This is a genomic window from Corynebacterium sp. LaCa54, assembly GCF_046717495.1.
In the GTDB taxonomy this organism is placed as follows: Bacteria; Actinomycetota; Actinomycetes; order Mycobacteriales; family Mycobacteriaceae; genus Corynebacterium; species Corynebacterium kefirresidentii.
Genome location: NZ_CP177115.1, coordinates 1,223,862 through 1,241,440 on the forward strand (window position 1 = coordinate 1,223,862; position 17,579 = coordinate 1,241,440).

Below are 17,579 nucleotides of genomic sequence, written 5' to 3' on the forward strand. Positions count from 1 at the left end.
GCCTCTAGGCGCCGATGGCTACCACACCGCGCTGAATGGCATCGATAGCCCGACGGGCATTGCGCTGAATCTCGCCGTCATAGCCGGTCTTCGCCACCTGCTGCAGGAGGTCAATGACCTGCCGGCACCAGCGGACAAAATCACCGGGGGTAAGTTCGGCGCCGGCTTCATTAGCGGCAGCCATGCAATAGCCCAAGGGGGCACCGGCTGCCCATTGGTGGACGGCCAGGGCGAAACCAGCCTCCGGCTCACGAGTAGGCGGCAGACGGTGGCGCTGCTCATCGGCGGTGAGTTCGGTATAAACGCGCCACGTGCCATTCATGGCATCGGCCATGCGCTCGGTAGCTGCTTCCGGCTGCCCACTGGTAGCCTTGCGGTTTTCGAAGCAGCACAAGGAGGCAACGCCAGCAAGCTCCGCCGGATCCAGGTCATCCCAAATGCCGCGTTTGAGGCATTGCGCCACGAGCAGATCGGATTCGCTGTGGATTTTGGCTAGACGCTCGCCTTCCTCAGTAATTACGGGCGTGCGTTCGGAACCTACCCCGGTGAACTCGACATAGTCCATCTCTGCCAGAAGGTCTACAATGCGCTCGAAGGTGCGGCCCAAAGTATCTGTAGCCTTATTTACCTTGGACTGGAGCTTGTCTCGGTCACGCTCGCGCCGTGCGAGCTTTTGTGCCAAGCCCGCCAGCTGCTCGCGGTCGGTGGCCGGCCACTCGTGCGCGGGATGAGCGCGTAGCTGATCGCGCAACTGCCCTACCCGCTTATTGGGCCGAGTACGGGGCTGCGACTTCATTCGCTTGGGGCGGTCGAAGTGCTCTCGGTGCAAGACATCCTGCACATAACGGGTATTGCGCCGCGGATTCTTGCGTACCGGCTTGGGTATTTTAATGCGCCCCACCTGAATGGGAGGGTTATTGATCCCAGCGGCGTCGATCCGACCAGACCACCCAGATTCCGTGGTAATCCACGGGCGGGGATCCGCGGTCTGGTTAGCGGGCGTGACAACCGCAGCGAGAATAGGGCGCTTCTTGCCAGGCATGGCAATAACGTCGCCTAGCTGCAGGCGTCCCAGAACCGCGATTACTTCTTGGTTGCGTTGGTTAGCGCTATCGATTTTGGACTGCTTTTCTTCAGCGCTGAGTTCGCGGCGCAGGCGGACGTAGTCCATCAGTACCTCGGCGGGATCTTCCCCATCCTTGGCAGGAGGTGCGAGCGATGCCACGGCATCATCCAGCTGGCTGCGCAGCTCGCGTACTCGATGTTCCGCGCGCTCAATTTCACGGGTTTCTTCCACCACCGAGCCATCCGCTTGGAACTGGGCAAAAGACTTCTCTAACAACCGAAGAGAGTCTTCGAACCCAAGCATGCCCAGCAAGTTGATTGCCATATTGTAGCCTGGAGCGAAGGTAGAAATGAGAGGGTAAGTGCGGGTGGAAGCAAGGCCGGCTACTTGACGCGGATCCATGGCGGGGGCCCATTGCACGACTGCATTGCCCAAGGTATCGATGCCGCGACGCCCCGCGCGGCCAGTTAGCTGCGTGTACTGGCCGGGGGTGAGATCAACGTGGGCCTCACCATTGAATTTGATGAGTTTTTCTAGCACCACGGTGCGCGCCGGCATATTGATGCCGAGAGCCAAGGTTTCGGTAGCGAAGACGGCGCGGACGAGGCCGCGTACGAAGAGGTCTTCCACGATGTGCCGGAAGGCCGGCAGCATACCTGCATGGTGTGCCGCGAAGCCCCGGGAAAGGGCTTCGCGCCAGCGCTTGAAGTCTAGGACCTGTAGATCTTCTTCGGGGATACCTTCTACACCAGCATCGACGATTTCTTTGATCTGCTGCGCTTCTTCTTGGGAGGTAAGCACCATGCGGCTGCGCAGACACTGATAGAGCGCGCCATCGCAGCCAGCGCGGGAGAAAATGAAGGTAATGGCCGGCAGCATGTCTTGGGACTGGAGTACTTTCAGTACCTCCGGACGGCCCAAGGGGCGATAGCGATCCTGCTGGCGAGAAGCACCGGAGCGTCCCCTTCCCCTTCCACGGAATTCACTACGACCGCCGCTCTTGTGGCGGGCGCGTGCGCGAAAACCCTTGCCGGACTTATAGTCTGCGCGACCGTCGTCGGTATCGCCGGCCTCAAGGCGCTGGATTCTACGCTCTAGCTCGGCGTTGACTTGTCCGCCGGATTCGGGTTCGAAAAGCGGATAAATCTTACGTCCCAGCATCATCCACTGGTCGAGCGGAACTGGGCGGTGTTCGGAAACGATGACGGTGGTATCGCCACGCACAGTGGAAAGCCAATCGCCGAATTCTTCCGAATTGGACACTGTGGCAGATAGACCAATGATGGAGACATGGTCTGCCAGGTTGAGGATTACCTCTTCCCACACTGCGCCGCGCGAGGCATCGGCCAAAAAGTGGATCTCATCCATGACCACATGGGTAAGGCGATCTAGTGCTGCGGATTCTGCGTAGATCATATTGCGCAGCACCTCGGTGGTCATAACGACGATCTCTGCATCGGAGTTGATCGATACATCACCGGTGAGCAAGCCGACGGCTTCCTCACCGTGCTCTTCCACCAAGTCGTGATACTTCTGGTTGCTCAACGCCTTAATGGGAGTTGTATAAAAGCACTTGGTACCTCGGCTTAATGCCAGCGACACCGCAAACTCGCCCACGATGGTCTTGCCGGCGCCGGTCGGCGCGCACACCAGCACACCGTGCCCGTCTTCCACGGCTTGGCAGCCCTTAACCTGGAACTCATCCAAGGGGTATGGCAGGGCTGCAGAAAAAGAATCCAGATGAGTTTCAGTCATGACTCCCCAGGCTACCCGTGCCTAGAGGACATCGTCGAAAAAGCCGCCGCTGTTCGACGAAGTCCCGGTGCCGCCGGTGGTCCACGTCTGCGGCTGCTGTCGCTGTGCCTGCTGGACTGGTTGAGAAACCTGCTGAGAAGGAGCGGGCGAAGGGTGTACCTGGGTTGGCGCCGCGACGGGAGTAGGCCCGCCGACCGCTCCTGGTCCGGCGCCGAGCGGTGAGGCTGTCTCGTCATCAAGGTCCATCCACTCGGGGCGCTGGCGTTGCATGCGCTTATCGTGGAGGCGACAGAACTGGAATGCAATCTCAATAAGAAGAATGAGGGATCCAGCTAAGACCACCATTGAGAAGGGATCCTGGCCCGGGGTGACAAAGGCGGCAAAAATCATCACGAGGACGATAATGATCCGCCGTTTGTCTTTGACATGCTCATATTCGAGCACGCCGATAAGATTGAGCGAGACGATAAGCAGGGGAATTTCAAAGCTGATGCCGAATATCAGCAGCAATGCCAAAAGGAAGTAGAAATAGCGTTCACCTGTCAGCGCTGCTGTTTGGTACTCTTCACCGATGCCCATGAGGAATTCCAGCCCAACGGACAGGATGAAATACGCGAGCACGGCGCCAGCAACGAATAGTCCCACTGCGGCAGAGACGAAACTCAAGGTGTAGCGACGCTCATTTTTATGGAGGCCAGGGACTACGAAGGCCCAAATCTGATATAGCCACACCGGCGAGGACAATACGGTGCCCGCCAGAGCGCCTACCTTCAAGCGCAGCAGGAGCATTTCAAAAGGGCTGGTGGCCAAAAGACGGCATTCGCCATCCGCACTGAAAGAGGCGCGCTTGTCTGCTGGCAGCGCACAATAGGGCTCGCGGAGGATCTCACCCAGCGGGGAGATACCGAACGGTGCGCGTTGGTACCAGATAAAGCCAATGATGGCGCCGACGACCACCGCTAAAACGGCGATGATGACGCGGCGGCGAAGCTCCTGCAGGTGCTCCACCAAGGTCATCTCCCCGGTAGGGTTCTTCTGCTTGCGCGAAAAACGCAGCTTCCCCTTCACGTTCTTGCTTGCCTTCGGGGCAGAAACAGGTTGTGACTGTGGCGACATCAGTATGGCTCTTTCAAACGCAAAGAAGCGAACACTTCCCTGCTGCGCGGATTACGAGAGTGTATCCACGCGCTGCAGAGGTGTTCGCGCAACGACGGGCTGGGGGCGTTTACTGCTGAGGGTTGGTGTTGCTCTGCTGGCCCGGCTGCATGTCCGGTCGATTCCAGAATTCCTCGTCGGACTGCTGCTTCTGGTTCAGCTGTGCCTGCGCCTGGGAACGCTGGGTATCCTCGGACTGCATCTCATTAACCTCAGATTTGAAGATGCGCATGGAACGGCCCATGGAACGTGCCAGATCCGGCAGCTTCTTTGCACCGAATAGCAAGACGATAACGAGAACGATTAGGCCGATTTCCATAGGTCCTAGGTTCATGGAGAAACCTCTTTCAACTAGTGCGCCAGCATGCCGAGCAGCGGTACTGCCGGAAAATCTTCCAGCGGGCGGGCGCAGTTAACGGGCAAGTAACTGGCTATTGAGTATAGCCGCTCAAAGCGGCATTTCCTCGCTCCGCAATGAGCTTAACCACGGATTGAGGAGCAACTACTCGCAACCTATCAGCTTGACCCAAGGCAAAACGAATCAGCCAGTCCACTGATCCCACAGGCATCGTCGCAGCTACTTCCCCATTTCCTAGGTCTTCGCCCAGCCGCATATCGTAATACTCAGCCAGCCACGTGAATTCTTGGTTAATTGCTAGTTTCACGGTGTCCCCATTGCCCAAATTAAAGGGTGAAACGGCATCGAAATCGAGGTCTTTTAAGTGCGGCTGCGACTGCTCTTCTTCCATGTGAGCGGTCCTTATACGGTCGATCCGGAAGGTGCGATGGGCTTGCTTAGCTTCTTCCCATGCCGCTAGATAAGGCTCAGAATCAACGATGAAGATGCGGGCTGGGTCCACCAGCCTCTCGGATTCTGCATTAGATGAAGCACTCCAGTAGCGCAGCCTCACTCGCTTTCGTTCATTGACCGCTTGAGTCAAAAGCGCTTGGATATCCGTCTCTTCAGGGGCCGGAGTAGACAGCGAATCATAGATTGCTGCCGTCTTTTCATCCATGATGCCGCGTAGTTTAGCAGCGGCGGATTCGACAGCCTGGGCGTCAATGAGCCCCGGCATTGCCTGCAGTGACTCCAAGGTAAGGAGCAAGGCGCCGGCCTCGGTGGGAGTAAGACGCAACGCTTGGCTTAGGCCTTGATCATTGTGGATGGTTACCCCGTCGCGGTAGCTGAAGCTGAGATCAATGAGATCTTCAGTATTGCGGCCCGTGCCGGAACAAAATAGACGATCGAGGGCCTCCTTCAGCTCACCGGGCTCCATTCCCAAATCCGTAGCCGCTTCCATCGGCGTCTTGTCGGGGTGATTTTTAAAGTAAGGAATCAGGTTCAAAGAGCGCACGAGCGCCTGGAGCTTTTGCGATGCATCGGCCATATCTAGCGTCCTTCCTGCCGTTGCGCGGCGGCGCGCAGAAGAGAAATGACCTCCTGGCGCACCCCGGCAGGTTCGACCACCTGTACCTCTGGCGCGTACCCGGCCGCTGTGCGCACGAGCCAATCCTTATCCACGTTGCGCAGCATTACCGTGCCATCAGGCTGCTTCTCGCCCGCATCCATTAACTCCTGTGCCTTTCCCACCGGAATAATAAGCCGCGCGTCTACCTTTTCTCCGCGCTGCAATGCGCGCTCTACCAAGACCTGCAAGGTCTCTGTTGGCACGGTGTGTTCTGCAGGATGATGTGAGCGTTTGATATCGGAGACGCGAAGCGCACGAAAGACACGTGGGGCGCCGCGGTCCACATCGAAACCCACGATGTAAATGTGGCTATCACGGTTGACCACTCCCCAAGGATCCATCACGCGGCGTACTGGCTTAGCGGCCGGGTTTGCGCGGTAGGAAAAAGTAATGCGCAGTCGGTTGCGCACCGCAGCGAGGACAGAGGTAATAACTTCCGGGGCGAGGCGGGTGATGTCATTGACTGCTGTGTACACCGGCGCGCCGGAAAGGTTGCGCGAGGCGCCGCTGGCGGCAATCTTGGTCCACCCAGATAAAGAGAAATCGCTTAAGCCTCCCGTGGTACCCATTCCCCCTGCTATGCCTAAAACCATGGCCTCTTCCGGAGAAAATTCCACCGGCGGTAGCTGGTAACTACTCGCGTCAAGACGGTAGCGCGCGCCATCCTCACCACCGGAATGCACAATGGGCACCCCAGCGCGTTGGAGGGTCGCTATATCGCGCGCCAAGGACTTGGCAAAAGCCTCGCCCGACTTATCGCCGTACCCGGCAACGTGGCGACGAATCCATGCAGCGCTGCGATCAGGGCTACCGCCGGAGTTTGCCGCGCCTTGTAGCGCGAAGGAGAGGTTGGTGAGCCTTTCTACCGCCTCATCATGCCGTTTGGGCGTGGGGTTGTGTGCTGCCACGTGCTGTGTTGTCTCCCTGATATGACTCTATGGTGGATCTAGCTGTGGTGTGAACGCAAATAGTCTAGCAATGCATCGACTCGTTCATCGTGGGCAATGAAGGGATCCAAAAGTTCCTCGGTTCGCGGTTCGGGCCGATTGACTTTCAGCCGCGTCCAATCAACGGTGACATTGGCGCCACAGTTACGCGCGGTAGCCAAGAACTGGCCGCGCAGCGCAGCGCGCGTGGTCGCCGGCGCTGTGTCCATCGCGCGTTCAATATCAGAATCCTCAATCCAGCGATCGATAAGACCTTTGCGCAGCAGTACATGGTAGAGCCCGCGTCCAGGACGGATATCGTGATAGGTCATATCAATCTGGGCCAGCTTAGGGTGGTCCCACTGCCCACCGAGCCGCGCACGGTAGCGCTCAAGCAGGGCGAGTTTAATGACCCAGTCGATTTCCCTGTCCACTTCGGAAAAATCTTGGGTCTCAATGGCGCGCAGGGTGCGTTGCCAGAGATCAACTACGCGCCGCATTTCGGAGGTAGGGGTACCAGCGTCTTCCCTTTCTTCCAGCCATTGGCTTGCGCGCATACAGAGCTGCTGTTGCACCTCCAGCGCGGTGACTGATCCACCTCCGCTAAGTGGTAGTTCGGTCGATCCCGTCATATCGCGCGCAATAGCGCGGATATGGTGAATCGGCTTTTCGATCTCATATTTCGGCAGCTCAAATCCGGCCTCCAACATTTCCAAAATGAGCAGCGTTGAACCTACTTTCAGCGCCATAGTTGGCTCGGCCATATTGGAATCTCCCACGATGACGTGCATGCGGCGGAAGCGTTTGGAATCGCCATGCGGCTCGTCGCGGGTATTGATGATGGGACGCGAACGGGTGGTAGCAGAAGAAACGCCTTCCCACACCTGGTCCGCACGCTGCGAGAGCAGGAATTGGGCGGGCTTATCGCCCTTAGCGGGTTGGACCATGCCGGCGCCGCAGATGAGCTGACGGGTGATGAGGAACGGCAGGAGCTCAAGGCCCAAGTCCTTGAGGACCATATGGCGGCTGATGAGATAGTTTTCGTGGCAGCCGAAGGAATTGCCAGCCGAGTCCACGTTGTTTTTAAAAAGGTACACCGCACGCGGGTGGCCCTCAGCGGCGAAAGTTTGCTCTGCTTGCTCGCCAAGCCGGTTGACAATGGCATCGCCGGCGCATTCATAGGCTAAAAGCTGGCTTAAACTATCGCACTCGGCGGTGGCTACCTCGGGGTGGGAACCGACATCGAGGTAGAGGCGGCTGGCATTGGTAGAAAAAATATTGGAGGAGGAATGCTCTTGGACAATGGGCCGGAAAAGCACGCGCGCTACCTCATCGGGGCTCAGAGTCCGTTCCTTCGAGCCCGCGCTGGTAGTTAGGCCATATTCTGTTTCAATGCCCATGATGCGTCGGGCAAAGACAGGGCGCTGGTCACTCACCCTTACTGCCCGCCCTTTTGGACATAGGAGCGCACGAATTCCTCGGCGTTATTTTCTAGTAGCCCGTCGATCTCATCGAGGAGTTCATCGGTGCCGGTTGTATTGATGCTGAGCTGCGTGGAGGTAAATTCCTCGTCGCCAGCGGAGTTATCGCCGCCATTACCGCCGGTGACCTGAGACTGGTGAGTGGACATAGGTGGGAAATCCTTTCTGTGGATCCTGCTTTAATTCGTGGTTGTTAATTACGGTACTCGGGGTGGATCTCGCTGTCAGTGAGTCTTTGGAGAAGATCCTCGACCGTGTCGGCGGCGTCAATCATCTCTCCACATTCAGCCTGAGTGAGACCAGTGGCGATATCCATGGGGACTGTGGCCCACGGTGCGTCGGTGCCCTCCCCTACTCGTACGGTGAGGCTTTGCCAGCTTGCGGCAATGATGTTCTCGCCGAATTTCTGCGTTACTCGGCCGCGGAAATAAGCGCGGGTGTCCTCCGGCGGACAGCTGGAAGCACGCTCAATTTCGGCGGCGCTAAAAAGCTGCCGCATCTGGCCTTTGCGCACTAGAGCGTGGTGAAGCGATTTGGCTGGGTCAATCTCCGCGTATTGCAGGTCTATGAGCCGCAGCTTGGGGTCGTCTGGATTGACGCCGCGGTCGAGATAGCCCTTAATCAGGCGATACTTTGCCACCCAGTCCAGCAGGTGTGCGGCCTGCATCGGGTCTTTCTCCAGTAGCGAAACTACCTCGTCCCAGGCCGCGAGGACCTTGTGATCGGTGGGTGTGCGTGGGGTGACGCGTGCGCGATATTCGGCAAGGAGCTCTAGGGCGGTGAGCTGGCGGGCGTCGGCAAGCGTGAGCCGATGCTGAAGCCTAAGATCGCGGCTCACGCGTGGGACTTCCGCCACAGCATCCTGCAGGCGGAGGTCGCTGAAGTCCACGCCCTCTTCGATGGCATCGAGCACCAGAGAGGTCATCCCCAGTTTGAGCAATGTAGACGTCTGCGACATATTCGCGTCCCCAATGATGACGTGGAGGCGGCCGAAGTCAGCATGGACCGCATGCGGCTCATCGCGGGTATTGATAATGCCGCGGTTGAGGGTGGTCTCCAGCGAGATTTCTTGCTCAATATAATCAGCGCGTTGGGAGATCTGGAAACCTGGCTCTTCACCAAACTCGCCGCGTCCCATGCGCCCGGCGCCGATGACTACCTGGCGAGCAACGAAGAAAGGGATGAGGGCCTGCGCCATGGTGTCGAAGTCCGTTTCACGGGAGTACTGATAGTTCTCATGAGAGCCATAAGAGGCGCCTTTTCCATCCACGTTATTTTTATAAAAACGCAGGGCTGGGCAGGGCTCGTGGTTGGCAAGAACGGACTTTCCTTGCGCGCTCAGCCCCGCCACGGCCGCAGCCGCTTGCAGGAGCGTGGCGTCCCCTGCGGCGTCATAAAGCGTAGCTTCCCAGGCATTAGTGCATTCCGGTGCGGAATACTCCGGGTGCGCGTGGTCAACATAAAAGCGCGCGCCATTAGCCGTGACCACATTGGCTACTCCGATGGCATTCGGGTCGACTACGGGCACCGTCTGGTAGCGCTTGAGATCAAAACCGCGGGAATCGCGCAGCGGGTGTTCCTCGGCAAAATCCCAGCGTGAGCGCGCCCCTGTGTGCATCGCGGCATAAGCTACTACCGCGTGAGTGGAAGAAATAATAGGTGAGTACTCCGGTAGCTCTGGGGTCGCAATTCCGTACTCGGTTTCGGTACCTACAATGCGGCTCATGCGCTCCTCCTTGTGGTCAATAACTCCACCCGTTCCACGCGGGCACCGGAATGGTCTTGGGAAATGATCTTGGTCCATTCCTCCGGGTTGGTGGAGGTAGGTACATATTCGGACTCGGCGCGCTCGGCTGCGATGGCATCGAGCAAGTGTTGCTTGGCGATGCCCTCGTGGTCCCCACCTGCCGCCTGCTCGCTGCCTGCACGCAACCGGAGAGCGTCCTTGATAGCCAGCTTTTTGGCCCGCGAGAGGATATTGGCAATCATTGCGCCGGAGACAAAGTCGCGGTAATGCAATATTTCCCGTTCCCCGCTGGAAAAGTGCAGCTGTACGAAGGGGCGATCGGCATAAAGCTCATCCACCGCGGCGATAATGAGTTCGTCCAACGCGCCCTGGTGCGGGACGGATTCGGTGAAGTGCCGGGCGAAAATTTCTCGGGCCCCCTGTTTATTCGGGCGGTTAACCCGGATCTTGATGTCAAGCCGGCCGGGGCGCATGATGGCGGGATCGATGAGTTCTTCGCGGTTGGTAGCGCCAATGACGATCACATTGGACAGGCTCTCAACTCCATCGAGCTCCGTGAGCAGCTGGGGAACAACCGTGGTTTCCATATCGGAGGACACACCCGAGCCACGAGTGCGGAAGATCGATTCCATCTCATCGAAGAAGATGACCACTGGCCGGTCAGCGCTGAGCTGGGCCAATTCGCGGGCCCGCTCAAAAATGAGGCGGATGCGGCGTTCCGTCTCCCCCACATACTTATTGAGCAGCTCTGGGCCCTTGATATTGAGGAAGTAGCTCGTGCCGTCGCTGCCTAATTGCTGGGCTAAAGAGTGGGCTACTGCCTTGGCAATAAGCGTCTTACCGCACCCTGGAGGGCCATACAGGAGCACGCCCTTAGGCGGCTGTAGCTCGTATTGGTGATAGAGGTCGGGATGGATAAACGGTAGCTCTACGGAATCGCGGATCTGGGAAATCTGCTCGTCCAGCCCGCCGATATCCTCATAGCGCACATCCGGGACCTCTTCCAAAGAAAGCTGGGTGACTTCAGTCTTTTCCACCTTTTCTAGTGCGATGGCAGCTTTGGGATCCACGAGTACTACCTCGCCTGCCGACACCCGGGTATCCTCGCGCAGTGCTTGGGCTAGCAGCACTACCTTTTCCTCACCAGAGGAATTTGCCACTATCAGGCGGTCTTGACTGAGGCGCTCCACCACCGTTGCTAGCTCGCCTGTACGCTCAGGCGGGCACCCTTCCACGACCACGAAGCCATCGCCCAAGCGAACCTGCTGGCCGGCCGAGAGACTGCCTGGTTCCACGTTAGGCGAGACCTTAAGCTGCATAATGCGGCCATTGGTATAGACCTCCGCGGTGGTTCCCACCTCGCTGTGGTTCGGCGAATAACCTAGAAAAACACCGTAGGTCGATGCCGGCTCAGCCAGCGCGTTGAGCTCGGCAAAAAGCTGCTCCAGCTTCACGCGCGATTCTTTTAATAAGCCCGCCAACTTCTGATTGCGGGCGGCAAGCTGGCTTACCTGCCGCTTATAGTCCGTGGCTTCATCCATGCCCACTACTCTAACGCGGCGCGGGCAGCGAAAGAGGGCACTTCCGCTTTAAATTCTGGGCGTTAAAGCGGCCCTACTTCCGGGCACGGCGCTGCGGGCGTGGTGGGGTGACACCATCGGCCAGGCGGCGAGTCCAGATGAGGAAGGCGGTGTGCGCATTCATGCGGTGCTCTGGGCGGGTAGCTAGGCCTTCGACCTTCCATTCACGCACCAGCGATTCCCATGCCTTGGGCTCAGTGAAGCACTTGAGTTCACGAATGCCTTCCATGACCTTCATTAGCTGTGGCACCGTTGCCACGTAGGTCATAAACACGCCACCTGGGATGAGGAGATCGCGCACGGTCTCCAAGTGTTCCCATGGTTCGAGCATGTCGAGGATAACGCGGTCTACCGGCCCACCCAGGTCTGCAGCGGTAACGTCTGCCAGATCACCAAGGCGCGGCGACCACCACTCCGGCTGCTCGCCAAAATATTCCTTCACGTTATCCACCGCATACTCAAGGTGATCATCGCGCACCTCATAGGAATACACATGGCCTTCTGGGCCGACGGCACGCAGCAAAGACATGGATAGCGCACCGGAACCGGCACCGGCCTCGAGCACGCGCGCGCCCATGAAAATATCGCCCTCTACCAAGATCTGTGCCGCATCCTTGGGGTAAATCACCGCGGCACCGCGCGGCATGGACAGCACATGGTCCACCATCAGGTGGCGGAACAGCAGGAAGGAGGAGCCAAGGGTGGACTCAATAACCGAACCCTCATCCATACCCACGATGTCATCGTGGTTAATTATGCCCTTGTGGGAGTGGAACTGGCCTCCCTCTTCAAGGATGACCGTGTAGTGGCGCCGCTTGGCGTCAGTAAGCTGCACGCGGTCGCCATAGGCAAAGGGGCCGGAATAAGCCATGTCTCAAGACTCCTCGAGGTTGCGATTACTATCCCACCAAGTATGCCTCAAGCGCTTGTGCAAGCCATACTTGGTCCCGCTCGCCCACCATTTCACGCGCCGAGTGCATCGACAGCATGGGCACGCCCACATCCACGGTGTCGATGCCCAAACGGGTTGCGGTGATGGGACCGATGGTCGATCCGCACGGCACGTCATTATTGCCCACAAAGCGCTGCACCGGCACGCCAGCCTTGTCGCACGCTGCTTCCCACAACGCCACTGTGGTGGCATCGGAGGCATAGCGCTGGTTGCCGTTGATCTTGGTCACTGGGCCCTTGCCGATTATCGGGTGGTGCGTGGGATCGTGCTTGCCCACGTAATTGGGATGCACCGAATGTGCCGCATCGGCCGACACACAACTCGAGCGGGAAAACATCTGGAAGCGTTCCTCCTCGTTAGCTCCCAGTGCCCGGGCCGTTCGAGTAATGACGTCCGCCAGAATAGGCCCGCCCGCACCGTAGCGGGAGCTGGAACCTACCTCTTCGTGGTCAAAGGCCATCATGACCAAAATATCCTTGCCCTGATAGTCCTTTGCAGCATTCTTCATCGCCGCCAAGGAGGCATGTACAGAAGAAAGATTATCCATGCGCCCGGCTGCAATGAACTGCTCTCCTGCCCCAAAGACCTCACCGCGGGCGGCATCGGCCGTAATCAGGTTGAAGGATGCAATATCCTGCTTGCCGACGCCCGCCTTCTCCCCCACTACCTGCAAGATCGATGCCTCTGGGTCACCGACGCTTAAGACAGGCTGCATATTGTGCTGTCGGTCTGGTTTGAACTCATCCTTGCGGTACAGGTGGATGGCCAAAGACGGCAGGCGCAGGACAGGGCCAGTATTTACCACATGCCGCGTGCCGTCCTTAGTCACAATCTGGCCAGCGACGGTCAACTCTCGGTCAAACCAGGTATGCAGTAGCGCCCCGCCGTAGACCTCTACTGCTACTTGCTGCCAGTCCGCCGCCGAAAAGTCCGGCGTGGGTTTGAGCACCAGGCCCGGCGAGTCCGTATGTGACCCCACGATGCGAAAACCAGAATTCTTATCCGCCTCCTGTGGTACATACCAAGCCGCTACCGCGCCACCGCGCACCATCACGTGGCCACCTGGTGCGGCCGACCATTCCTCACTCTCATCCTGTAGATCAAATCCCACCTCGCGCAATTGGCGGGATACCTCCTCCGCAGCGTGATAAGAGGAAGGAGAAGCGGCGATGAAATTAAGGAATTCTTCGGTATAACTCATACCTCCTAGCTTGCCACGAAACGCACGGCGATAGGCTAGATACACCATGGCTACTTCATCGACACCCCGCCCGCTTGCCCTGTCACCCTCGCGCGCTTCCGATTACAAGCAGTGCCCACTGCTCTATCGCTTCCGGGCCATTGACAAGCTGCCCGAACCCAAAACCATTGCACAGGTCAAAGGAACCCTAGTGCATGCCGTACTGGAAGAAATGCATAAGCTACCGCGCGCAGAGCGCACCTATCCTGCCGCAGTAAAGATGATTAAGCCCTCGTGGGCAGACATGACCGCAAAGGACGCGGAACTGCTCGAGCTCGTGCCAGAAGAAGACACCTATGACTTCTTCGTTTCCGCCAGAGAACTGCTCAAAGGCTATTTCCAGATGGAAGACCCACAGGGCTTTGATTGCCAAGAAACCGAGATGTACGTCAACACAGTTCTTCCCAATGGCGTTCCCGTTCGTGGCTTCATCGACCGAGTGGATCGCGCGCCGACGGGCGAGGTCCGCGTCGTTGACTATAAAACCGGCAAGAAACCACTGCCCCGCTATTCACAAGATGCCCAATTCCAAATGCGTTTCTACGCGCTAGTCTACTGGCGCATTCTAGGCACTATCCCCCACCAGTTGCGGCTTATGTACCTCAAGGTCTTGGACTCGATGTTTCTTAGCCCAAACCGAGAGGAGCTGGAGTACTTCGAGCGCGATCTCGGCGAGTTGTGGGCCAAAATTGAAGCCGATGGGCGCGCCGGGGATTTCCGCCCCAAGCCCTCCAAGCTATGTGGCTGGTGTGCCCACCAGGATCTCTGCCCCGAATTCGGCGGCACGCCGCCGCAGTATCCAGGGTGGCCTGGTTCCGCGGCGGATAACAAGGACTAGGTCCACGCGGCCTTAGAAAAGTCCGGAGATAGTGCCGTCCTTATCGACGTCTATGTTGTTGGCCGCTGGCTTCTTTGGCAACCCCGGCATCGTCATAACATTGCCGGTAAGCACAACGATAAAGCCTGAGCCGGTGCGCGGCAGCAATTCACGGACATGCAGCGTATGGCCTTCCGGCGCACCCAATTCAGATGCATCATCGCTGAAGGAATACTGAGTCTTGGAAATGACCACGGGTAGCTTGTCCCAGCCATTGTCCTGGATGTACTTCAGATCTTTAAGCGCCTTTGCTCCATACTCCACGCGGTCGGCGCGATAAATCTCGCGAGCAATGGTCTCGATGGAGGCTTCAATTCCTTGCTGCGGATCGTAGAGCTGCTTGGCACCGCCCTGCAGGTTCTCCAGCAAGGTCTCTGCCAGCTTAGTCGCACCTGCACCGCCCTCGGACCAGACGTTGGCTTCTTCCAAGGCCACTCCAAAGTCCTTGGCCCACTGCCGCATAAACTCGCGTTCCGCCTCCGTATCCGACCAAAAGAGGTTGAGCGCTACCACTGGCTTGATACCGAATTTGCGCAGATTTTCTACGTGGCGCTCAAGGTTGACAATGCCCGCCTTGAGCGCATCTAGGTTCTCTTCCGTGAGCTTATCTTTGGCTACTCCGCCGTTGTATTTTTGCGAACGAATGGTGGCAACAACAACCGCACCGGCAACATCCAGATCGCCAAAGCGTGCCTTGATATCGACGAACTTTTCCCCGCCCAAATCGGAGCCGAAGCCAGCTTCGCTCAGGACAATATCGCCGAATTGTAGAGCGGTTTGAGTTGCTAATAGGGAGTTGCAACCGTGGGCAATATTGGCGAATGGTCCACCGTGTACCAAGGCTGGTACCCCGCCGAGGGTCTGTACGAGGTTCGGATTAAGGGCATCACGCATCAGTGCCGTGAGCGCACCTTCTGCGTTCAGGTCACGCGCGGTAACAGGGCGTTGATCGTAGGTGAACCCGATGGTGATATCGCCAAGACGTTTCTTCAGGTCTTCAAGGTTTGTGGCCAAGCACAAAATGGCCATGATTTCAGAAGCGGCAGTAATGGTGAAACCGGTTTCAGCGGGTACGCCGTGGGCTGGGCCGCCCAGTCCAGTGACCACGTTGCGCAAGGCACGGTCGTTGACGTCCATGCACCGCTGCCACGTTACTCGTCGTGGGTCGATACCCAACGCGTTTCCTTGATGTATGTGGTTATCAATGATGGCGGCCAAGGTGTTGGTTGCGGAGGTAATCGCGTGAAAATCCCCGGTGAAGTGCAGATTGATGTCCTCCATGGGCACAATCTGTGCATAGCCGCCGCCAGCCGCACCGCCCTTAATGCCCATCACTGGCCCTTGGGAGGGCTCTCGCAGGGCAACTATCGCTTTCTTGCCCAATTGGTCTAGGGCATCGGTCAAGCCGATGAGAACGGTGGATTTTCCCTCGCCGGCAGGGGTAGGTGATACGCCGGTGACAAGCACCAGCTGGCCCCGGTTTTCCTTGGAATAGTCAACCTTGGTGATATCTACCTTGGCTTTGGTGGTGCCGTAGGGAATCACGGCGTCGGAAGGAATGCCCGCCTTGGCGGCAATCTCCGTGATCGGCTGCAGTTGGTGGGCTTGGGCAATTTCAACATCGGATAGCTGAGTAGTCATGGCCTAAGCCTACCGAGCGATTGAGTTAAATAAGGCTCATTTAGACAAGAAAGTGAAATGAATTAAGTTGCCCGCTGATGCTGCAACCAAAAAGGCGCCCTGAAGGGCGCCTTGGAGATGGTTTTAACTTCCTCTAGTTATAGGAGGACGAAACCGAATGCATAGCCCAAGAGAACCGAGAGCACGATGCTGACCGTACCTGGGATCAGGAATGGGTGGTTGAATACGGCCTTGCCGATACGAGTCGAGCCGGTATCGTCCATCTCCACTGCTGCCAACAAGGTTGGGTAAGTCGGCAGGATAAACAGAGCGGACACCGCCGGGAACGCAGCGACTGCGGTAATGGGGCTTACTCCCAGGGCAAGGGCTGCCGGCATAAGGGCCTTGGTCGTAGCGGCTTGCGAGTACAGCAACGCTGCAGCGAAGAATAGCACCACTGCGAGCAGCCACGGCGAAGATTCAATAACGCTGCCAGCCATAGACTGAATATCGTCCATGTAGTGGTTGATAAGGCTGGTGCCCAGCCAAGCCACGCCCAGCACACAAATACATGCGGACATACCGGACTTGAAGACCGGCGTATTCAAAACATCTCCAGCCGGGACCTTGGTCATCATAACGATGATGGTGGCAGCGGTGAGCATGACCGTCATAATGGCTTCATTACGTGGAAGGGTCGGGTCGGCGATAAGCCCCACCTGCTCCGAGGTCAGGGTGGCCCACGCCATCACGATGATGATGGCTACCAAGAACACGAGAACAGAAGCCTTGGCACCCTTCTGCGGAGAGTAGTTCCCTGCGCCGAGTGGTTCCTTGACCAGGCCTTGTGCCTTGCGCTCCAAGTAAACCGGATCATCTTCAAGCTCTTTGCCAAACTTATTAGCTACCCAGGCAGCTGGGAAGATAGACAGGAATGTCGCCGGAATAACGACCGCCAGTACCTGCAAATAGCCCACCCCAGTCGGCTCTAGCAGGCTAGCGAGCAACACCACGGCTGCCGAAATGGGCGAAGCACAGATTGCCATCTGAGAGGCAACTACCGCGATGGATAGCGGGCGTGAAGGACGAACCTTACCCTCTTTAGCTACCTCGACGATAACCGGCAAAGTAGAAAACGCAGTGTGCCCGGTGCCAGCGAGAACCGTCATTAGCCACGTCACAATTGGCGCGTAGAACGTGATCCGCTTTGGGTTTTTGCGCAGGAACTTCTCTGCAATGTGCACCAAATAGTCCATACCGCCAGCTCGCTGCATTGCTGCGATAGCAGCAATGACGGTCATGATGATGCCGATAACATCGAAGGGGATATCTTCCCTAGTAATGGGAACACCGGTGAGACCAAGCGCCAACACGCCGAGGCCGCCGGCCATACCGATACCAATTGATCCAATTCTCGCACCCAAAACGATGGCCGCGAGAACGATGACTATATGAACAATAACCATGGACGTACTCCATACGCTCTCTATGCAAACTATGGGCACGCATCTCCATAAAGAGTGCATGCCGTCCTCAACATCTTCTATTTTGCACCCGCTGTGGTGATTTATTCATTCAAAGTGCCTGTTTGTGTTGATTCCCACATAAAATAAGGATTCCGCTATAAAATGACCGGTATTCTAAGACGCATCGTCCCTGTATAGGAGAATAAAAGATGAATGTGAATAGTGCCCCTTCACCATGCACAAAC

At 57.5% G+C, this 17,579-nt stretch carries 14 protein-coding genes; 1 reads left to right on the plus strand and 13 read right to left on the minus strand.

Annotated elements, in window-relative coordinates; translation table 11 throughout:
- Positions 1-4: 4 nt before the first annotated feature.
- The 11 genes from ACLI1M_RS06025 to ACLI1M_RS06075 form a co-directional block, all read right to left on the minus strand.
- The gene (locus ACLI1M_RS06025) at positions 5-2,821 is read right to left on the minus strand and encodes a DEAD/DEAH box helicase (RefSeq protein ID WP_248098264.1); all 2,817 of its coding nucleotides are present in this window, start codon (positions 2,819-2,821) and stop codon (positions 5-7) included.
- Between the two features lie 21 nt (positions 2,822-2,842).
- Entirely contained in the window at positions 2,843-3,937 is a 1,095-nt protein-coding gene (gene tatC, locus ACLI1M_RS06030) for a twin-arginine translocase subunit TatC (protein ID WP_248098274.1), read from the minus strand.
- A 109-nt stretch (positions 3,938-4,046) separates the two neighbouring features.
- Entirely contained in the window at positions 4,047-4,310 is a 264-nt protein-coding gene (gene tatA / locus ACLI1M_RS06035) for a Sec-independent protein translocase subunit TatA (RefSeq protein ID WP_248098276.1), read from the minus strand.
- 97 nt (positions 4,311-4,407) lie between these two features.
- Positions 4,408-5,364, minus strand: coding sequence for a helix-turn-helix transcriptional regulator (locus ACLI1M_RS06040; RefSeq protein ID WP_248098279.1), 957 nt, complete (start codon positions 5,362-5,364; stop codon positions 4,408-4,410).
- Positions 5,365-5,366: 2 nt separating this feature from the next.
- The gene (locus ACLI1M_RS06045) at positions 5,367-6,353 is read right to left on the minus strand and encodes a helix-turn-helix transcriptional regulator (RefSeq protein ID WP_248098285.1); all 987 of its coding nucleotides are present in this window, start codon (positions 6,351-6,353) and stop codon (positions 5,367-5,369) included.
- Between the two features lie 38 nt (positions 6,354-6,391).
- The gene (pafA, locus tag ACLI1M_RS06050) at positions 6,392-7,771 is read right to left on the minus strand and encodes a Pup--protein ligase (protein WP_411706738.1); all 1,380 of its coding nucleotides are present in this window, start codon (positions 7,769-7,771) and stop codon (positions 6,392-6,394) included.
- 38 nt (positions 7,772-7,809) lie between these two features.
- The gene (locus tag ACLI1M_RS06055) at positions 7,810-8,001 is read right to left on the minus strand and encodes a ubiquitin-like protein Pup (RefSeq protein WP_023021554.1); all 192 of its coding nucleotides are present in this window, start codon (positions 7,999-8,001) and stop codon (positions 7,810-7,812) included.
- 44 nt (positions 8,002-8,045) lie between these two features.
- Positions 8,046-9,578: a depupylase/deamidase Dop gene (gene dop, locus ACLI1M_RS06060; protein ID WP_049378141.1), complete on the minus strand. Its 1,533-nt coding sequence runs from the start codon at positions 9,576-9,578 to the stop codon at positions 8,046-8,048.
- Positions 9,575-11,140: a proteasome ATPase gene (gene arc, locus ACLI1M_RS06065; RefSeq protein WP_248098288.1), complete on the minus strand. Its 1,566-nt coding sequence runs from the start codon at positions 11,138-11,140 to the stop codon at positions 9,575-9,577. Before arc ends, dop begins: the two co-directional genes overlap by 4 nt.
- A 73-nt stretch (positions 11,141-11,213) precedes the next feature.
- The gene (locus tag ACLI1M_RS06070; RefSeq protein ID WP_023021551.1) at positions 11,214-12,050 is read right to left on the minus strand and encodes a tRNA (adenine-N1)-methyltransferase; all 837 of its coding nucleotides are present in this window, start codon (positions 12,048-12,050) and stop codon (positions 11,214-11,216) included.
- A 28-nt stretch (positions 12,051-12,078) separates the two neighbouring features.
- The gene (locus ACLI1M_RS06075) at positions 12,079-13,332 is read right to left on the minus strand and encodes a M18 family aminopeptidase (RefSeq protein WP_023021550.1); all 1,254 of its coding nucleotides are present in this window, start codon (positions 13,330-13,332) and stop codon (positions 12,079-12,081) included.
- A 46-nt stretch (positions 13,333-13,378) separates the two neighbouring features.
- On the opposite strand from ACLI1M_RS06075, the gene ACLI1M_RS06080 reads away from it, so the two are divergent.
- Positions 13,379-14,209: a RecB family exonuclease gene (locus tag ACLI1M_RS06080; RefSeq protein ID WP_023021549.1), complete on the plus strand. Its 831-nt coding sequence runs from the start codon at positions 13,379-13,381 to the stop codon at positions 14,207-14,209.
- 12 nt (positions 14,210-14,221) lie between these two features.
- Here ACLI1M_RS06080 and ACLI1M_RS06085 read toward each other — a convergent pair whose 3' ends face one another.
- Together ACLI1M_RS06085 and ACLI1M_RS06090 are read right to left on the minus strand one after the other, a co-directional pair.
- Entirely contained in the window at positions 14,222-15,889 is a 1,668-nt protein-coding gene (locus ACLI1M_RS06085; protein WP_023021548.1) for a formate--tetrahydrofolate ligase, read from the minus strand.
- 137 nt (positions 15,890-16,026) lie between these two features.
- On the minus strand, positions 16,027-17,334 hold the full coding sequence (locus ACLI1M_RS06090; RefSeq protein WP_023021547.1) for an anaerobic C4-dicarboxylate transporter: 1,308 nt from the start codon (positions 17,332-17,334) through the stop codon (positions 16,027-16,029).
- Between the last annotated feature and the right edge of the window lie 245 nt (positions 17,335-17,579).

Coding starts and splice junctions, on each gene's coding strand:
- ACLI1M_RS06025 (WP_248098264.1), bottom strand. CDS start 2,821: ATGACTGAAACTCATCTGGATTCTTTTTCTGCAGCCCTGCCATACCCC.
- tatC (WP_248098274.1), bottom strand. CDS start 3,937: ATGTCGCCACAGTCACAACCTGTTTCTGCCCCGAAGGCAAGCAAGAAC.
- tatA (WP_248098276.1), bottom strand. CDS start 4,310: ATGAACCTAGGACCTATGGAAATCGGCCTAATCGTTCTCGTTATCGTC.
- ACLI1M_RS06040 (WP_248098279.1), bottom strand. CDS start 5,364: ATGGCCGATGCATCGCAAAAGCTCCAGGCGCTCGTGCGCTCTTTGAAC.
- pafA (WP_411706738.1), bottom strand. CDS start 7,771: ATGGGCATTGAAACAGAATATGGCCTAACTACCAGCGCGGGCTCGAAG.
- ACLI1M_RS06055 (WP_023021554.1), bottom strand. CDS start 8,001: ATGTCCACTCACCAGTCTCAGGTCACCGGCGGTAATGGCGGCGATAAC.
- dop (WP_049378141.1), bottom strand. CDS start 9,578: ATGAGCCGCATTGTAGGTACCGAAACCGAGTACGGAATTGCGACCCCA.
- arc (WP_248098288.1), bottom strand. CDS start 11,140: ATGGATGAAGCCACGGACTATAAGCGGCAGGTAAGCCAGCTTGCCGCC.
- ACLI1M_RS06070 (WP_023021551.1), bottom strand. CDS start 12,050: ATGGCTTATTCCGGCCCCTTTGCCTATGGCGACCGCGTGCAGCTTACT.
- ACLI1M_RS06075 (WP_023021550.1), bottom strand. CDS start 13,332: ATGAGTTATACCGAAGAATTCCTTAATTTCATCGCCGCTTCTCCTTCC.
- ACLI1M_RS06080 (WP_023021549.1), top strand. CDS start 13,379: ATGGCTACTTCATCGACACCCCGCCCGCTTGCCCTGTCACCCTCGCGC.
- ACLI1M_RS06085 (WP_023021548.1), bottom strand. CDS start 15,889: ATGACTACTCAGCTATCCGATGTTGAAATTGCCCAAGCCCACCAACTG.
- ACLI1M_RS06090 (WP_023021547.1), bottom strand. CDS start 17,334: ATGGTTATTGTTCATATAGTCATCGTTCTCGCGGCCATCGTTTTGGGT.